Annotated in this window: 10 protein-coding genes and 7 pseudogenes; 14 read left to right on the top strand and 3 right to left on the bottom strand. The window is 35.2% G+C overall.

All coding sequences use genetic code 11. The features are described from left to right. Window positions 1–15: 15 nt before the first annotated feature. The 5 genes and pseudogenes from G0029_RS16925 to G0029_RS16910 all read left to right on the top strand — a co-directional run. Window positions 16–776 (top strand): annotated as a pseudogene (locus tag G0029_RS16925) (RHS repeat domain-containing protein); the annotation flags it as partial. A 652-nt stretch (window positions 777–1,428) separates the two neighbouring features. Next, window positions 1,429–2,277, top strand: a complete 849-nt coding sequence (locus tag G0029_RS16920; RefSeq protein ID WP_180036288.1) for a tetratricopeptide repeat protein — start codon at window positions 1,429–1,431, stop codon at window positions 2,275–2,277. A gap of 101 nt (window positions 2,278–2,378) precedes the next feature. Further along, window positions 2,379–4,316: pseudogene (locus G0029_RS18375) on the top strand (RHS repeat-associated core domain-containing protein); the annotation flags it as partial. Continuing rightward, on the top strand, window positions 4,308–4,832 hold the full coding sequence (locus G0029_RS18370; protein WP_227591947.1) for a tlde1 domain-containing protein: 525 nt from the start codon (window positions 4,308–4,310) through the stop codon (window positions 4,830–4,832). The pseudogene G0029_RS18375 and the gene G0029_RS18370, both read left to right, overlap by 9 nt. Continuing rightward, the gene (locus tag G0029_RS16910; protein WP_180036286.1) at window positions 4,832–5,293 is read left to right on the top strand and encodes a hypothetical protein; all 462 of its coding nucleotides are present in this window, start codon (window positions 4,832–4,834) and stop codon (window positions 5,291–5,293) included. The genes G0029_RS18370 and G0029_RS16910 overlap by 1 nt, the downstream gene beginning before the upstream one ends. Before the next feature lie 60 nt (window positions 5,294–5,353). Here the strand turns inward: G0029_RS16910 and G0029_RS16905 are convergent. After that, window positions 5,354–5,683: pseudogene (locus G0029_RS16905) on the bottom strand (transposase); the annotation flags it as partial. Window positions 5,684–5,694: 11 nt separating this feature from the next. Here G0029_RS16905 and G0029_RS18365 point away from each other — a divergent pair. The 4 genes and pseudogenes from G0029_RS18365 to G0029_RS16885 form a co-directional block, all read left to right on the top strand. Next, window positions 5,695–6,405, top strand: a pseudogene (locus tag G0029_RS18365) (RHS repeat domain-containing protein); the annotation flags it as partial. Window positions 6,406–7,011: 606 nt separating this feature from the next. Continuing rightward, window positions 7,012–7,890 (top strand): tetratricopeptide repeat protein, encoded by an 879-nt coding sequence (locus G0029_RS16895; RefSeq protein ID WP_163146125.1) that lies wholly within the window; start codon window positions 7,012–7,014, stop codon window positions 7,888–7,890. Between the two features lie 43 nt (window positions 7,891–7,933). After that, window positions 7,934–8,677 (top strand): tetratricopeptide repeat protein, encoded by a 744-nt coding sequence (locus tag G0029_RS16890; RefSeq protein ID WP_180109949.1) that lies wholly within the window; start codon window positions 7,934–7,936, stop codon window positions 8,675–8,677. 604 nt (window positions 8,678–9,281) lie between these two features. After that, window positions 9,282–9,785, top strand: coding sequence for a tetratricopeptide repeat protein (locus G0029_RS16885; RefSeq protein WP_180036306.1), 504 nt, complete (start codon window positions 9,282–9,284; stop codon window positions 9,783–9,785). Window positions 9,786–9,851: 66 nt separating this feature from the next. Here the strand turns inward: G0029_RS16885 and G0029_RS16880 are convergent. Next, window positions 9,852–10,800: pseudogene (locus G0029_RS16880) on the bottom strand (IS5 family transposase). Window positions 10,801–11,313: 513 nt separating this feature from the next. Between G0029_RS16880 and G0029_RS18515 the strand changes: the two are divergent. From G0029_RS18515 to G0029_RS16865, 3 genes and pseudogenes are all read left to right on the top strand, one after another. Beyond that, window positions 11,314–11,529, top strand: a pseudogene (locus G0029_RS18515) (RHS repeat-associated core domain-containing protein); the annotation flags it as partial. Window positions 11,530–12,021: 492 nt separating this feature from the next. Further along, window positions 12,022–12,360 (top strand): hypothetical protein, encoded by a 339-nt coding sequence (locus tag G0029_RS16870; RefSeq protein WP_180036296.1) that lies wholly within the window; start codon window positions 12,022–12,024, stop codon window positions 12,358–12,360. A gap of 338 nt (window positions 12,361–12,698) precedes the next feature. Further along, window positions 12,699–12,959 (top strand): hypothetical protein, encoded by a 261-nt coding sequence (locus G0029_RS16865; protein WP_180109948.1) that lies wholly within the window; start codon window positions 12,699–12,701, stop codon window positions 12,957–12,959. Here the strand turns inward: G0029_RS16865 and G0029_RS16860 are convergent. Then, window positions 12,909–13,857: pseudogene (locus tag G0029_RS16860) on the bottom strand (IS5 family transposase). The gene G0029_RS16865 and the pseudogene G0029_RS16860 sit on opposite strands and share 51 nt — an antisense overlap. A gap of 41 nt (window positions 13,858–13,898) precedes the next feature. Here G0029_RS16860 and G0029_RS16855 point away from each other — a divergent pair. Both G0029_RS16855 and G0029_RS16850 read left to right on the top strand, forming a co-directional pair. Then, window positions 13,899–14,279 (top strand): hypothetical protein, encoded by a 381-nt coding sequence (locus G0029_RS16855; protein ID WP_180036299.1) that lies wholly within the window; start codon window positions 13,899–13,901, stop codon window positions 14,277–14,279. A 7-nt stretch (window positions 14,280–14,286) separates the two neighbouring features. Beyond that, a complete protein-coding gene (locus tag G0029_RS16850) occupies window positions 14,287–14,742 on the top strand; it encodes a hypothetical protein (RefSeq protein ID WP_180036300.1) in 456 nt (151 codons plus the stop codon). Window positions 14,743–14,853: the final 111 nt, after the last annotated feature.

Genomic DNA, 14,853 nt, shown 5'->3' with positions numbered 1-14,853 from the left:
GTGTATTAAATTTACCAAAAAAATGTGATTGAAACCAGCCAAATAAGCAGAAACCTTAATCGCTTAATCCAAAGTGATCACAATAGTCAAATCACCATTTATGGTTATGATATATTTGGAAGACGAATATCTGAACAAAGTCAAATAGTTAATCAAAATTAAGTGGAACACAGCCTGACATTATTTGGTTGGGATAGTGATTTGACGATTTTCGAGTCGCAACATTACACTCAAAGCAATAATAAAATACAAGAGAACTTACAGCATACAAGTTACACCAAGCATTATTTTTTGAACCAAATAGTTTTGTACCCTTGCTACAAACAGGCTATGCCGGATTTATTAAATTAATCGAAACACCAGACTACTCAAAGTTCCAAACAGAACCGTACTCAGTTTATAAAGACCCTGTATGGAAAACTGAAACGAGAAAGAACAAAGTTGAGTTAGAGCGGGTTGCATTTTATCACTGTGACCAAGTCGGCACACCGCAAACATTGAGTAATGAGTTAGGCGAATGTATTTGGGAAATTAAACAAGATACATGGGGCACAGCTTTAGAGATCAATGAGAGCGAAAACTTACTTGAACAAACCAACCTTCGATTCCAAGGTCAATATTATGATAAAGAAACAAACTTACACTACAACCGTTATCGTTATTATGAGCCACATAGTGCAAGGTATGTAAGTAAAGATCCAATAGGACTAGAAGGTGGATTTAATAACCTAGCTTATGTAAGTGATCCGAATCAGTGGGTAGATCCGATGGGGTTAATGGCAAAAGATATTTATAAAGCTCCTGAAGGTTCATCACCTTGGCTGCAGCCTGAATTAGACAAATTAAAAATTGCTGATGCAAGGGGAAGAATGGCTGCGATGGAAAGAGATATGGATGAAAAAAATAAAGCATATAAAAAATTGGAAAATAATATTAGGACTCCATCAAGGGTTATTGTTTCCAGAGGTGTTGCAGGGTATGTTTATCCAGAAAATGATAAGCCTTTTAAACCTTCAGTGATAGCAATTTCTGCTGGTGGAGATTCAAGTGCAATCAAAGGTTATGGAGCATCATCAAGTATTTATTTAGCACAAGAAAAAAATGGAGTATTTGTTGGTTCTAGTGGAACTAGAAGTAAAACAATTGGTACTGGTGGAAGTTTAGGTGCTGGTATTGATTGGTATGATACTGATATTTCAGGATTTACAGGTAGAGCTGATACATCTGAAACTTGTGCAATAATTGTTTGTTTCCGTGTTCACCAAAATTCAAATACTAAACAAAAAATTGGTTATGGAGTTAGTCCTTTAACAGAAGTTGGTGGTGGATTTACCCATCATAAAGCAGATACTCAGCTGTACCATAAGCCTGTTAAAATTAGTAATAAAGGAAAATGAAGTAGATTATCTATCTAGGAGGAGGTTAATTATGGGTTTACGATTTATTTTTATTTTTTTCTTTATTTTGATATTAAATGCTTGTAGCTATAATTCAAATACTGAGACTTTAAATTTTGAAAAAGCACAAAATATAATTTTACAAAGTGAAAGCTTAAATTACGATAAAGCGCTAAATTATTTTAATAGTCATTCAGAAGATAGTAATTCTCAATATTATTTAGGTGTGATGTATTTTAATGGGTTAGGCGCTAATGTAGATTATGAGAAAGCATTTTATTGGTATAATAAATCAGCATCACAAGGGAATTATTATTCAAGTTTGAATTTAGGGAAAATGTATGACGCCGGTATATATGTTAAACAAGATTATAGTAAGGCTTTTAATTTATATTTAAAGGCTGCTGAAAGTGGGAATGATGAAGCTCAGTATAATTTAGGAGTAATGTATGATTTAGGTAAAGGTGTGGATAAAAATATTGATAAAGCACTAGAGCTATACCAGCTATCTGCTAAAAAAAATAATCCTGAGGCTTTATTTAATTTGGGTGTTTACTATACTTCAGATAAAATAGACTATGAAAAGGCTTTCAATTTATTTTTGAAAGCTTCTAGCCTTGGGCATATTAAAGCGAAAACTAACTTAGCTACTATGTATTTTTTAGGTTTAGGTGTAAACAAAAATTATAAAGAAGGTCGAAAATTAATAAATGATGCCGCAAATAATGGGGATAGTTTAGCAAAACTTAATATAGGTTTATATTATTTCGAAGGTAAATTTGGTTTTGAAAAAAATTATGAGCTATCTAGAAAATGGTTGGAAGAGTCATGTTCAATGAAAGAAGAAAAAGCTTGTATGAGTCTTAAAAAGTTATTTTAAATTATATTTTATTCGAACAATTCGATTATTTAAAATCAATCGACTTCCAATTAAAACGTGGTAAACAACAGCTTTAGTTTGCCTTTAATGACCAAACTAAAGTGATAGTAGCCTTTGTTGATGAACAGCCAGAACCTTTGGCACATTATGAATATGATGCATAAGGTAACTTGCTGAAAGTGATTGATAAAAATGGATATGTACGCACTTATGAATATAACCAAGTACACAACTGATACGTTTACAGATCAGGCTGGACGTGGGTATATCTTCGTTATGGGGCAACAGAGGTCATAACCAAAGCTATTGCAGAATGGGCGGATGATGGGGTTTTTAAAACTCGCTTAGAATGGCATTCTCTCCTATGTCAAGTTTATGTTTATGATGTTGCAATCTACTTACTTTGACTTAGGTGATTTTACCTATCGTACAAGTTTAACTGCTTTGGACAACTAATCCATGAACAAAGCTTTGATGGTGAAGAAAAGCATTATAGCTACAATGAAAATGGACAACTGCTCCAAATCCGACAACCGAATATCCTGACCCAATTGGGTTATCATGCAGATGGTTCAATTGCTTCAAAAACCTATACCCATTTACAAACACGACATAGCCAAACCGAAGAATTCGAATACAATATCAATAACCAACTCAGCCAAGCGACAAACAAAGAAAGCTAAATCAACTTTTATCGAAATCCGCTCGGGCAGTTGGTACGCGAACATCAGCACTATAAAGTACCCAAGTTGAAACCGGTAACTGCAGTACTTCGTTATGAGTACGATGAGCTGGGCAACTTAAGCAAGACTATCCGCCCAGATGGACAAGTTCAAACCAATCTGACTTATGGTTCAGGGCATATCTATGGAATTGCCTTTAACCAACAAGACATGGTGGCATTCCAACGAGATGACTTACACCGTGAAACAGTACGCATGCTGGCAAACGGATTGATTCAAACTAAAAACTACAATGAAGTTGGTTTACTCAGTTCACAAATCATTCGACCAGAACAAGAGACTCCAAACCCAATACAACAACCAAAACATCAGGCAGAACGTCATTATCAATACGATAAAAACTACTTACTGACCCAAGTAGAAGATAGCCGTTTAGGTAAACTCAATTACCAATATGACCCAATTGGACGATTGATCAAAAGCCAAAGCCCACAACATACAGAAAACTTTAGCTTTGATCCAGCAGGCAACTTGATTGATCCGATTGCAACACAATCATCACAAGTGAAAAATAACCTGATTACGCAATATCAAGGCAAACACTATAAATACGATGCACAGGGCAATGTGATTGAAACGACTCATGCAGGCAAAACGCTAAAACTGACTTGGGATAACCTGAATCGCCTGATTCAAAGTGACAATAATGGCCAAGTCACGACTTATGGCTATGATGTTTTTGGGCGACGCTTATATAAACATAGCCCGATAGAAAACAGCTTAACGTTATTTGGCTGGGATAGTGACTTAATGATTTGGGAGTCACAACAATCCAGTAATGAACAAGCGCAATATACCAAGCATTATGTTTATGAGCCGAATAGCTTTGTACCCTTGCTACAAACAGGCTATACAGGTTTTATCAAGCTGATCGAAACACCAGACTATTCAAGATTCCAAAATGAACCGTATTCAGTTTATAAAGATCCAGTCTGGAAAACTGAAACGAGAAAGAATAAAGCTGAGCTTGAACGTATTACTTTTTACCATTGTGACCAAGTGGGAACACCGCAAACCTTAAGTAATGAACGTGGTGAATGTGTCTGGGAGATCGTGCAGGATACGTGGGGCAATACGCAGCAAATCAGAGCCAGTGACAATTTGTTAGAACAAAGTAATATCCGTTTTCAGGGGTAATACTATGATGTTGAGACAGGCTTGCACTATAACCGTTATCGTTATTACGAGCCGTACAGTGGACGTTATGTGAGTAAAGACCCGATTGGGTTGATGGGGGGCTTAAATAATTCAGCTTATGTCAGTGATCCGAATCAGTGGGTGGATCCTATGGGACTAATTGTACATATTGTTTTTAACAAATCGAATGGAACAATTAAAGGTTCTGATTTAGATTCAAAAGAAACAATAGGTATAAATGGCGTTTTCACAGGTGGATATGCAAGTGTAGATCATATGACTCAACAAGTAACTAATTTATCACTAGATGAGTCGCAAGCTATTCCAAGAGGGAGATATTGGATAATCCCACATGAGGGTGAAGGTAAAGAGCATTGGTACAAGCTTTATGCAGTCGATATGCATACAGATGATTTTACTTATGATTTTAATAACAAGAAAATGAGAGGCTATTTTAGACTTCATCCAGGAACTTATAGTACAGGCTGTGTGACTATTCCCTCTTCAATGGGAGCAAAAAATGGAAATGTGAAGTGGGATAAATTATCTAGTTTTATACAAAAAACGAACAAGCATAAAGCGCTTGTTTTTAAAGGAGGGGATTTAGAAAGCAAAAGGAAATTTGGACACAAGCCAGATTTTGTTGACCTTTATGGAATATTGGATGTTGAGTAATGAAAAAATTTTTTATAACTGTTATTTTTTGCTGCACTATTTTATTTATATATTTAATTGGTAGTGGGTATTTTATCGATAAAGAGTGTGAAATTTCTATTGAAAAATTCAAAGTTCAAAGTAAAATATTGAATATTAGTGAAAAATCAATAAAAGTGTTTGAAGATACAGGGTATAATTTTGTATGTGAAGATTCTGATGATTTTATGTATAAAATTAATAGACTACCGTATAAAGTAGATGATGAAACATTTACTGAATTAATAGCAGTGGTTGTAATGAATTTTTATTATAATAGACCTGAATTTTCAATTATTCTTGATAATTTAAGTACAGTGCAAAAGTCAGAAGTTGAAAAAAAAATAGAAGAATTTATGAAAAATAGCACTTATATGAAAACCAAAAGTTTGGAAGATCTAGAGAAACTAAGCTACATAAAAGCTATTTTACAAGGTAATTAGTAAGTAATGACTTTGTTGCACAAAGATTTAAAAAGTAAAACTCCCTTAAGCAACTCAAATTTAAGTGACAACTCGGGTATGTGATCTGCCTAAGTCTGTAAATTTATTTAAAATGGCTATACGGGCATGTACTTCATTGACTTGGCTTTGAAAGTTCTTAGCACTGAGTTTATCGCCTAATAATTTAATGCAGTACATCTTAGTTTCAACCAAACTTCGCCGATGATAGCCTGACCATTTTTTCCAAAGCGATCTACCTAGCTGTTTGACTGTTTTTAATAACTCGTTCCGCGCTACTGACTTCGCTTGCTGATCTTTCCACGGCTTTGCATTCTTCCTAGGTGGAATGATCGCATGTGCATCTCGATCTAAAATGACTTGTCTGCATTGAAAGCAGCCCTGCAGGCAAAACATTAAAACTGACATGAGATAACCTGAATAGATTGATTTGCAGTGATCATCAGGGTCAGGTGACTGAATATGGTTATGATGTATTTGGACGACGCGTATTTAAGAAAAACCAAAATGCGCAAACCCTGACTATATTTGGCTGGGATGGTGACTTGATGATTTGGGAGTCACAGCAATCTAATAAATTAGACGAAAACTACACTAAGCATTATGTCTATGAACCACAGAGTTTTGTACTACTACTGCAAACAAGCTATACAGGGTTTATCAAGCTTTTAGAAACGCCTGACTATGCCCAATTTCAGCATCAGGATTATTCGGTTTATAAAGATCCGATTTGGAAAACAGAAACCCGAAAGAATAAAGCTGAGTTGGAACGAGTTGCTTTTTATCACTGTGACCAAGTGGGTACGCCACAAAAATTGACTAATGAGTTAGGTGAGTGTGTTTGGGAAATAAAACAGGATGCATGGGGTGAAGCTATAGAAATAAAAGCCACTAATGCATTGCTTGAAGACACTAATATTCGTTTCCAAGGCCAATATTACGATGACGAAACTGGCTTACATTATAACCGTTACCGTTATTATGAGCCGTATAGTGCAAGATATGTAAGTAAAGACCCGATTGGATTGTTTGGTGGGTTGAATAACTCTTCGTATGTGAGTGATCCGAATCAGTGGGTTGATCCGATGGGGTTAACTGAATGGACTGGTTCAAGTTATCAAGTTAGTGTTCTTGCCGGAACAGGAATTAAATATGATTTAAGATCCCAATGCCTAAATAATGAAAGAGGTGTCGCATCAATAGTTGTTGGTGGTGGCTCATATGGGCGGGGGGGCACTTTAGGAGCGGCAGGAAGTAGATCAGTAACTTTTCATGACCCATATGATGGTGTTTATAAAGACGCATTGAATGGTGGGTGGGGAGATGTAAGTGCTAGTGTTGTATTATTTAGAGGTATAGGTTTTGGTAAAACTGGTTTAGGTGAAGCATCTAGTGATGGCTTAATGTCGACATATGATAGAGGAGTCGCTGCTAGTGCTGGAGTTTCAAGTGGACATGTTATACCTAGTTTATCTAGCTATAAGGTTGAAGCTTGTTTTACAAATGACCCACGTGGGCCCATTTGTAATGGTCGAAATGGTAGATGTGAAAAAAGTGTACCTAAACCAAAGCCTCGATCATATATCGATCCCAAAACCATTCCTGAGTATGATCCTCGCTCTCATGCACATATTCCGCCAAATAATGTCAACATTAATGACATTTTTAACAAAATGAGTTTTTAAGAGGTTATGTACAAAATGCTGAAAAAGAAATTATTAGTGAGTCTAGCTGTAAGTATATGTATTACTGCTTGTAATGCTTCAAATACATCATCTGATTTAAATATGACATTTGAACAAGCTGAGCAGTTAAGATCACAAGCAGAAGCTGCACCATCAAACTCTGATGAAAAGAAAGAATATTATAAAAGACTCGAACCTATTTATGAAAACTTGGCAAAAGAGGGTAATAGTGATGCTCAACTAATATTGGCAGATATTTATTTTAAAGCGCTGAGTGGAACTTATGATACTAAAAAATCATTTGAGTGGACAAAAAAATCGGCAGATAATGGAAATGTCTCCGCTATGTATAATACTGGTTTTAAGTACTACACTGGAACTGGAGTTCAAAAAAGTATAGAAAATGCAAAAAAATATTATCTTAAAGCTGCTAAGTTGAATGATGTTGATGCAATGGGCTCTATAGGCTCTATTTATATTGAAGAAGGAAATATTGAAGAAGGGTTAAATTATTTAAAAAGTGCAGCCGAAAAAAATGATGCTCTTTCATTATTTGAGTTAGGGTTGATATATTGCGAAGGTGTGGTTGTTAAACAAGACTATAAAATTTGTAATAATTACTGGGAAAAATCTGCATCATTAAATAATGCTGAGGCTGCTTTAAATTTGGGTATTAATTTGATAAATAGTAATGGTATCACTAAAGATGTGGATCGAGCTATTAAGTATTTTGAATTAGCTAGTAAAATGAGTAAAGGACAAGCATCTTATAACTTAGGGGTCATATATTCATCTCCAGATTATAATAAGTTAAATGAAAGTTTATCTCAATTTTACTTTAATAAAGCATATGAGCAAGGCATCTCAAGTGCTAAAGAAAAGATAAAACAGTAAGTATTCAAATAATTTTCTGTAATTTATAAGAGATAGCATAATAATGCTCAAAAATAAAGTTCTGTTTATTTCCGCTATAAGCATTGTTATATGTAGCTTAATTGCTTGTACAAATTTGAATAAACAGGACAAGTTCCCTACGCTCGAGGAAGAGTGTAAATTAGCAGGAAGTAGTAGTAAGCAGTGTGAAATTCTTAATTTAAAAGATTTATCCTTAGATGAAAAAGAGAATCTAATGGGATGGGTCTATCTAAATGGGTTAGATAATATCAAACCTAATTATGATAAAGCTTACTATTGGTTTGAAAAGGCTGCAAAAGCTAATAACCATGAAGCTATAAATTCATTAGGTATGATTTATTTTGCTGGGTTAGGAAAAGATAAGGATTTTCAAAAGGCTGAAGAATGTTTTTTAGAAGCAAATAGGTATGGTAACAAAGATGCTAAATTGAACTTGGCAGAACTATATAGAGTTAAAGATTTTGGTCGATCACCAGATTTTGAAAAAGCAGAGCGTTGGTATTTATTAGGAGTCCAAGATAATCCTTCACGGGCATATGAGGGGTTATCAAAAATGTACTTGGATCAGGAAAACTATGAAAAGGCATTTAGTTTCTCTGGAAAAGCTGCTGAACTAGGTAATCCTGAAGCACAATATAATTTAGGGGTTTTCTTTGAGCAAGGCGTGTATGTAAAAAAAGATAAAAAGCAAGCTGAGTTTTGGTATGAAAAAGCAGCTAAGCAAGGACATTTGAACGCAATTAATAATTTAAATATTCTTAGATAAAAATAAATGGAAAGGCTTCATTATGTAATCATTTTTATAATAATGAAGCTTTATTTTCCGGGGTTATATGAAAAGATACTGTTTGATAGGTTTTTTAAATAAAATTATTTTCTTGTTTTTGTAACTAAAGAGAAAAGTATTAGCAGGTTTTTTTATTTCTTACCAATTATAGTCATTTATTAAAAAGTAAAATAACTGAAAATAAGGAGAAATAAATGAAAGAAATACTTTTACTAGCAATTTTATTGGGGTTAACTGGGTGTAGTGATAATGACCAAAAAAGCAGTGTGCAAGAAAATATAACTCAGCATGCTGAGTAGCAGTACCAGCATTAGCTAATTATAGTTTACCTGCCTCACCATAAGCATTTTCGATGGGTGGGTAGTCTATACTAATACAAGTCCTGTCGGCGCATCTACATTATTGGATGAAGCAAAAGACCGCTGCATTAGTTATGCCTAATGCAACTCAAGTGGCAAATGTACTGAAATGAAGCGATTACAAGAACTGGGGAAAAGATATCAAGAAGAAAATCCTGTGTATTTAAATGTACCTCCGAGTTCTCAATGGTTTCCGTCAAGTTTTTAATTTTTGGAGTTAGTAAATGAAATATTCTTATTCTATCTTTTTCAGCCTATTGATGGTAAGTGGTTGTAGTAATGGTACATCAACGAATACACTTCCTGATTCAGAAAAGATTACATCAACGGAGCAAGATTCATATCAAAAAATACAGAAATATTCTGAAGCTGGCGATAAGGAAAATTATTTAAAACTTTTAGAAACGTCTGCTGAAAGTGGGGATGTAATTGCCCAAAATGAATTGGCTGGATTATATGCATTTGGTGAGGGCGTACCAAAAAGTGGAGAGAAATTTATTTATTGGTCAGAGTTAGCTGCATCTAAGGGGTCTTCACTTGCTCAACTTAATTTAGGTACAGCCTATTTTTTTGGAACTAATGGAGTAACTCAAGATTTGGTAAAAGCAGAAAAGTGGCTAACACTTGCTGCAAGTAATAATGAAGAAATTGCTAAAAGTTATTTACAGAAAATAAAAAATAATGAAATACCAGATGATACAAAACTTCTTATGGAGAGTGATAAGTAGTTTGGTCTATTTACGGCTTTGTTGCACAAAGATTTGAAATGCAAAGCGCCCTTAATTGAGCCAAATTTAAGGCGTAACTTGAGTAAGTGGTCGACCTAATTCCGTAAATCTGTTGAGGACTGCTACACGTGCATGAATCTCATTCACCTGACTAGGAAAGCTTCTTGCCATTAATTTATCGCCTAATAATTTGATGCAATGCATCTTGGTTTCCACCAAACTTCGGCAATGATAGCCGGACCATTTTTTTCCATAATGTCCTGCCTGAGAAGCACTGCTTCGCAAGATTAACCGTTCGAAGTAATTCATTTCGCGCTAGCGAGCTGATCTTTGTATCTTTCCATGGTTTCGCATTTTTTCTAGGTGGAATCACCGCATGCGCTTGCCGATCTGCAATGACCTGACGACATTGTTTGGTGTCATAAGCGCCATCGGTATAAACAGAGTCAATCTGCTCATCTTGTGGAATCTGATAGAGTAAATCACCAAGCACTTGTGAATCACTCACATTATTTGTAGTGAGTTGAATGGCGCGTATTTGAAGGGTTTCAGCATCTATACCAATATGAAGTTTACGCCATTGGCGACGATATTCAGGTCCATGTTTCTTCCTTTTCCATTCACCTTCACCTAAAAAATTTAGACCGGTAGAGTCTACCAGCAAGTTAAGCCCACCACTGCTTTTTTGATAATTAATCGCAATATCAATATGTTTTTGTCTTCTGCAAAGTGTACTGTAATCTGGTGCGGTCCAATTTAATCCACAAAGTTTAATCAGACTTTGCACAAAGCCAGTGACCATACGTAAAGATAGACGGAATAAGGATTTAATCATTAAGCAGCATTGGATAGCTGCGTCGGAGTAGGTTTGATTTCGCCCTTGTTTGCCTTTTGATGGAGCATACCATTGCGTAGCAGGATCAAACCAAATGGCAATATTTCCGCGACTCATGAGTGCTCGGTTATATGCGGGCCAATTGGTTGTGCGGTAGATTTTGTGTGTAGGCTTCTTCATTTGAAAATTATATCGCTGAAAAAGCCTTTACAGATAGGTTTGTGCAACAAAGCCGTTGGATATATAAATGATGAAATTCATGCAAAGACCCTAGTCCAAACTATAATAATTCCATTTTTTAGTTTAAGTGGGATCGTGAAAGATGAAATTAAAATAGTAGTACAACAAACAATTAATGGACATAAGCTTATAGGCCTTTTAGCACATGCTAGGGTTAAAACTTTTACTTAATACATCATTAATAAGCTTTAGGTCAGAGAGTATCGCAGCTAGGTGTAAAACAATCACTTGGCACACTTAAAAACTTTGCTAAATTGGCTAAAGCATCAGTTGTAGGAATAGTTTGTGTGACTTTGGGTGAAATTATGGAGTACATAGCAGGTGATGATACTGATATATGCACATTAATGGGGGGATTAATTGCTGGATGGAGTAAAATTTTGTTATCGACAGCTTTTTTCTGCGCAATTGTTGCTGCAATAAGCTTACTAATACCACTTGCACCATTCGCTAGAGATTAAGACTAGTGACAATTTATTAGAGCAAACAAGTATTCGTTTTCAAGGGCAATATTACGATAGTGAAACTGGATTACATTATAACCGTTACCGTTATTATGAGCCGTTTAGTGCAAGGTATGTGAGTAAAGATCCGATTGGACTATTTGGTGGATTAAATAATTCTGCTTATGTCAGTGATCCGAATCTGTGGGTCGATCAATTGGGATTAACTCCCTTAAATGCTGCTGGTGCTGCATATGGCTGCATAGCTGGTGCTGTTGGTGGTTATACAACAGGAGAGTGGAAAGGTGCTGCAATTGGGTGTGTTGCAGGAGGTGCAGTGGGGGCTGTAAATCCTTGGGCATCACATGCTGTAGGTGCAGCAGGAGGTGCAGGAGTTTCTTCAGTGCTGGGTCAAGGTGTGGGATTATTTGCTGCGAAGAAGGAAGTTGCGAATATGTGTAATTATGATGCTGGTGCTGTAGTAGGAGCTATGGTTGGTGGTGGCATTGGAGGATCTGTGAATAAGGCAGTAATTCAAAGGGCTCCATATATGAGAGTAGATTTGATGAATAAACCATTGGGTACTTCTGGAATTAATCGAACTCCAGGCAAACTAGCAGGAGCATTACTAGAGGGTAAAATAACAGGTGCTGGTGAATTAATGGGTACTGGGAAAATAACCTTGCCATCTTGTGCAAAATAATTAGTGAGATAGTTAATGATTTGGTTTAAAACGGCTATGTTTTTCTTGTTATATATGATTTATATGATTTTAATTTTAAATTTTTATGCTAAAGCTTTAATTAAAGTAAGTATACTTGGTCATTTTTTTAAAGTGGTATTTAGTTCTTTATTATATTTACTGTTTGCTATTGCTTTTATTTTTCCTTTTTTTCATATTCATGAGTTTGTAGATGATTTCCATATATATTTTGATCAAAACAATATTTATTTTGCTTTTACTTTGATTTCTTTTGCATTAGTTTGTAGTTTTTCAATAATTTATTTTAATAAAAAATTTGTTCCTAAGTTAAAAGCTTTGGGGTATTTTAAATGATTGATGCGTGCTGAAATAACAGGAGACTTCCACTTAGGAAATTTTAGGCTGCTAGCTCACTGGTTCTGTCGCTAAAAATAACTTGAGTTAGATTCCAAGGTGAATAGAGAATATCTAACAGATCAAACTTTAGATGGAAATTCATTTGGTTTTCCTTGTGGAGTTGCTGTCGGTGCTGATGTGCCTGTTTCGAGTGGTGAAGTTCAAGTAAATACAGGAGCTTATATCCACACCTAGTTTAACGTATTTTGACTTTTCACACAGTAAATTAATAGGAAATACTAAAGATACCGAGCTTTATGCAATTAGATTAATGCGCTCTTTTGGAGGGCTATAATATGAAATTATTCTTAATGATTACAGTAATTTTTTTCTTATGTAGTTGTGAAAAGAATAAAATAGAAAGAGGGCAGATCTTAAGTCAGTTGAAAAATGAAGTGAATAAAAGCGAAGCATTATATTTGAATGAAATGAGCTTAATTTTTCAGATTATAATTGCTTTGTTGCACAAACATTCAAAAGCTAAACTTTCCCCAAGTTATCTAAATTTAAGTGACAACTTGGGTGTGAGGTCCGCCCAACTCCGTAAATTTATTTAATACTGCCACACGTGCATGCATGTCATTGACTTGGCTTTTGAAATTCCTTGTACTAAGCCAATCACCTGAGAAGCACTGCTTCGTAAGATTTGATGCAATGCATCTTGGTTTCTACCAAACTTCGGCGATGATAGCCTGACCATTTTTTCCATAGTGTCCTGCCTAAACGTTTAACTGTTCGAAGTAATTCATTTCGCTCTAGCGAGCTGGTCTTTGTATCTTTCCAAGGTTTCGCATTTTTTCTTGGTGGAATCACCGCATGCGCTTGTCGGTCTGCGATTACCTGGCGGCATTGCTTGGTGTCATAAGCCCCATCTGTATAGACGGAGTCAATCTGTTCTTCTTGTGGAATCTGATCCCGTAAATCACCAAGCACCTGTGAATCACTCACATTGTTGGTTGTGAGCTAAATAGCGCGTATTTGAAGGGTTTCAGCATCGATACCAATATGTAATTTACCCCATTGGCGACGATATTCAGGCTGATGTTTTTTACGTTTCCATTCGCCTTCACCTAAAAACTTTAAGCCAGTAGAATCAACGAGTAGATGGAGACCATTACTGCTTTTTTGATAGTTAATTGCAATATCAATATGCTTTTGTCTTCTACAAATAGTGGAATAATCTGGGGCTGTCCAATCTAATCTATAAAGATGAATGAGACTTTGAACAAAGCCTCTGACCATACGTAAAGACAGACGGAATAGAGATTTAATCATCAGACAGCATTGGATAGCTGCGTCGGAGTAGGTTTGATTTCGCCCTTGTTTGCCTTTTGATGGAGCATACCATTGCGTAGCAGGATCAAACCAAATGGCAATATTTCCGCGACTCATGAGTGCTCGGTTATATGCGGGCCAATTGGTTGTGCGATAGATTTTGTGTGTAGGCTTCTTCATTTAAAAATTATATCGCTGAAAAAGCCTTTACAGATAGGTTTGTGCAACAAAGCCTGATGGGGCGTATATTTAATGGTCAAGGCTCAAATTACACAGAAATTACAGATAACTTTATTCAAGGAGCATCTTTATCTGGAAATGCTGGTGCATTAATTAAGTTTGGGGGAAGTACCGTTGTAAATAAAGATATGGTAGCGAATACTATAAATGGAAAACAACCATTTGCATTTGAGTTAGGTATTGGTACACCAGGATGGGATCTAAGTTTCGGAGGAGTAAGTGACAAAAACTTATCTCCTGTAGACTATTTGAAAAAAATAAATAGAGAAGTGGAAGCAAAAGAAATAGAACGTATTCTTAATAAGGCACCTGAAGGGGCTAGTATAGGGAATGTTCTTGATCAATGGCATAAATCTTTTTGAGGTTAAAATGAAATTATTATTAATTTTTATATTATTCTGTAGTGTTCTGCAGGTAGGATGCATTACCAATGAAAAAGAATATAATGGTAGGTTTTCTAAAGATTTAAAAGAAAATTTTAATGATGGCTATGTTGTTGAATCATATAGTGGTAATTCATACTATAATATGGTTACCTTAAGTTTGGAAAAGAAAAATTTTTCAAATGAAAGGTTTGATAAAACAATAAAAAAAATTTTAAATAATGGATGGTATTTAAACTACATAATAGATAATAAATATTGGGTTTTTTGTAGGGGTAAAAATGAATCTATAAGAGTTTTATATCCCAACCAACAGGTATTAAAAGATAGGGAGGGTAATTATTTCCGGGATGATTTAGATAATAATAGGGTGTATGTTTGGGTTGCTTTCTATAAAGATGTTGATAGAAATAAGCAATTAACTGGTTGTCCAATTGATTGATTTTAATTTTAGCTAATGGTTTTTTAATAGTAACATAAAAAATTAAGAAATTTAAGGGAGTTGATTGCATGATTAAGTTTGAGGATATATTTTACACTGGCTTTGTTGCAC

Source organism: Acinetobacter sp. YH12138 (assembly GCF_015218525.1).
GTDB classification, from domain to species: Bacteria; Pseudomonadota; Gammaproteobacteria; order Pseudomonadales; family Moraxellaceae; genus Acinetobacter; species Acinetobacter amyesii.
The sequence above is the reverse complement of the archived record's forward strand: the minus strand, read 5'-3'. Positions and strand labels throughout refer to the sequence as shown.

Excerpts from the sequence above, each read along its gene's own strand:
- G0029_RS16920 (WP_180036288.1), top strand. The coding sequence starts at position 1,429 with ATGGGTTTACGATTTATTTTTATTTTTTTCTTTATTTTGATATTAAAT.
- G0029_RS18370 (WP_227591947.1), top strand. The coding sequence starts at position 4,308 with ATGGGACTAATTGTACATATTGTTTTTAACAAATCGAATGGAACAATT.
- G0029_RS16910 (WP_180036286.1), top strand. The coding sequence starts at position 4,832 with ATGAAAAAATTTTTTATAACTGTTATTTTTTGCTGCACTATTTTATTT.
- G0029_RS16895 (WP_163146125.1), top strand. The coding sequence starts at position 7,012 with ATGCTGAAAAAGAAATTATTAGTGAGTCTAGCTGTAAGTATATGTATT.
- G0029_RS16890 (WP_180109949.1), top strand. The coding sequence starts at position 7,934 with ATGCTCAAAAATAAAGTTCTGTTTATTTCCGCTATAAGCATTGTTATA.
- G0029_RS16885 (WP_180036306.1), top strand. The coding sequence starts at position 9,282 with ATGAAATATTCTTATTCTATCTTTTTCAGCCTATTGATGGTAAGTGGT.
- G0029_RS16870 (WP_180036296.1), top strand. The coding sequence starts at position 12,022 with ATGATTTGGTTTAAAACGGCTATGTTTTTCTTGTTATATATGATTTAT.
- G0029_RS16865 (WP_180109948.1), top strand. The coding sequence starts at position 12,699 with ATGAAATTATTCTTAATGATTACAGTAATTTTTTTCTTATGTAGTTGT.
- G0029_RS16850 (WP_180036300.1), top strand. The coding sequence starts at position 14,287 with ATGAAATTATTATTAATTTTTATATTATTCTGTAGTGTTCTGCAGGTA.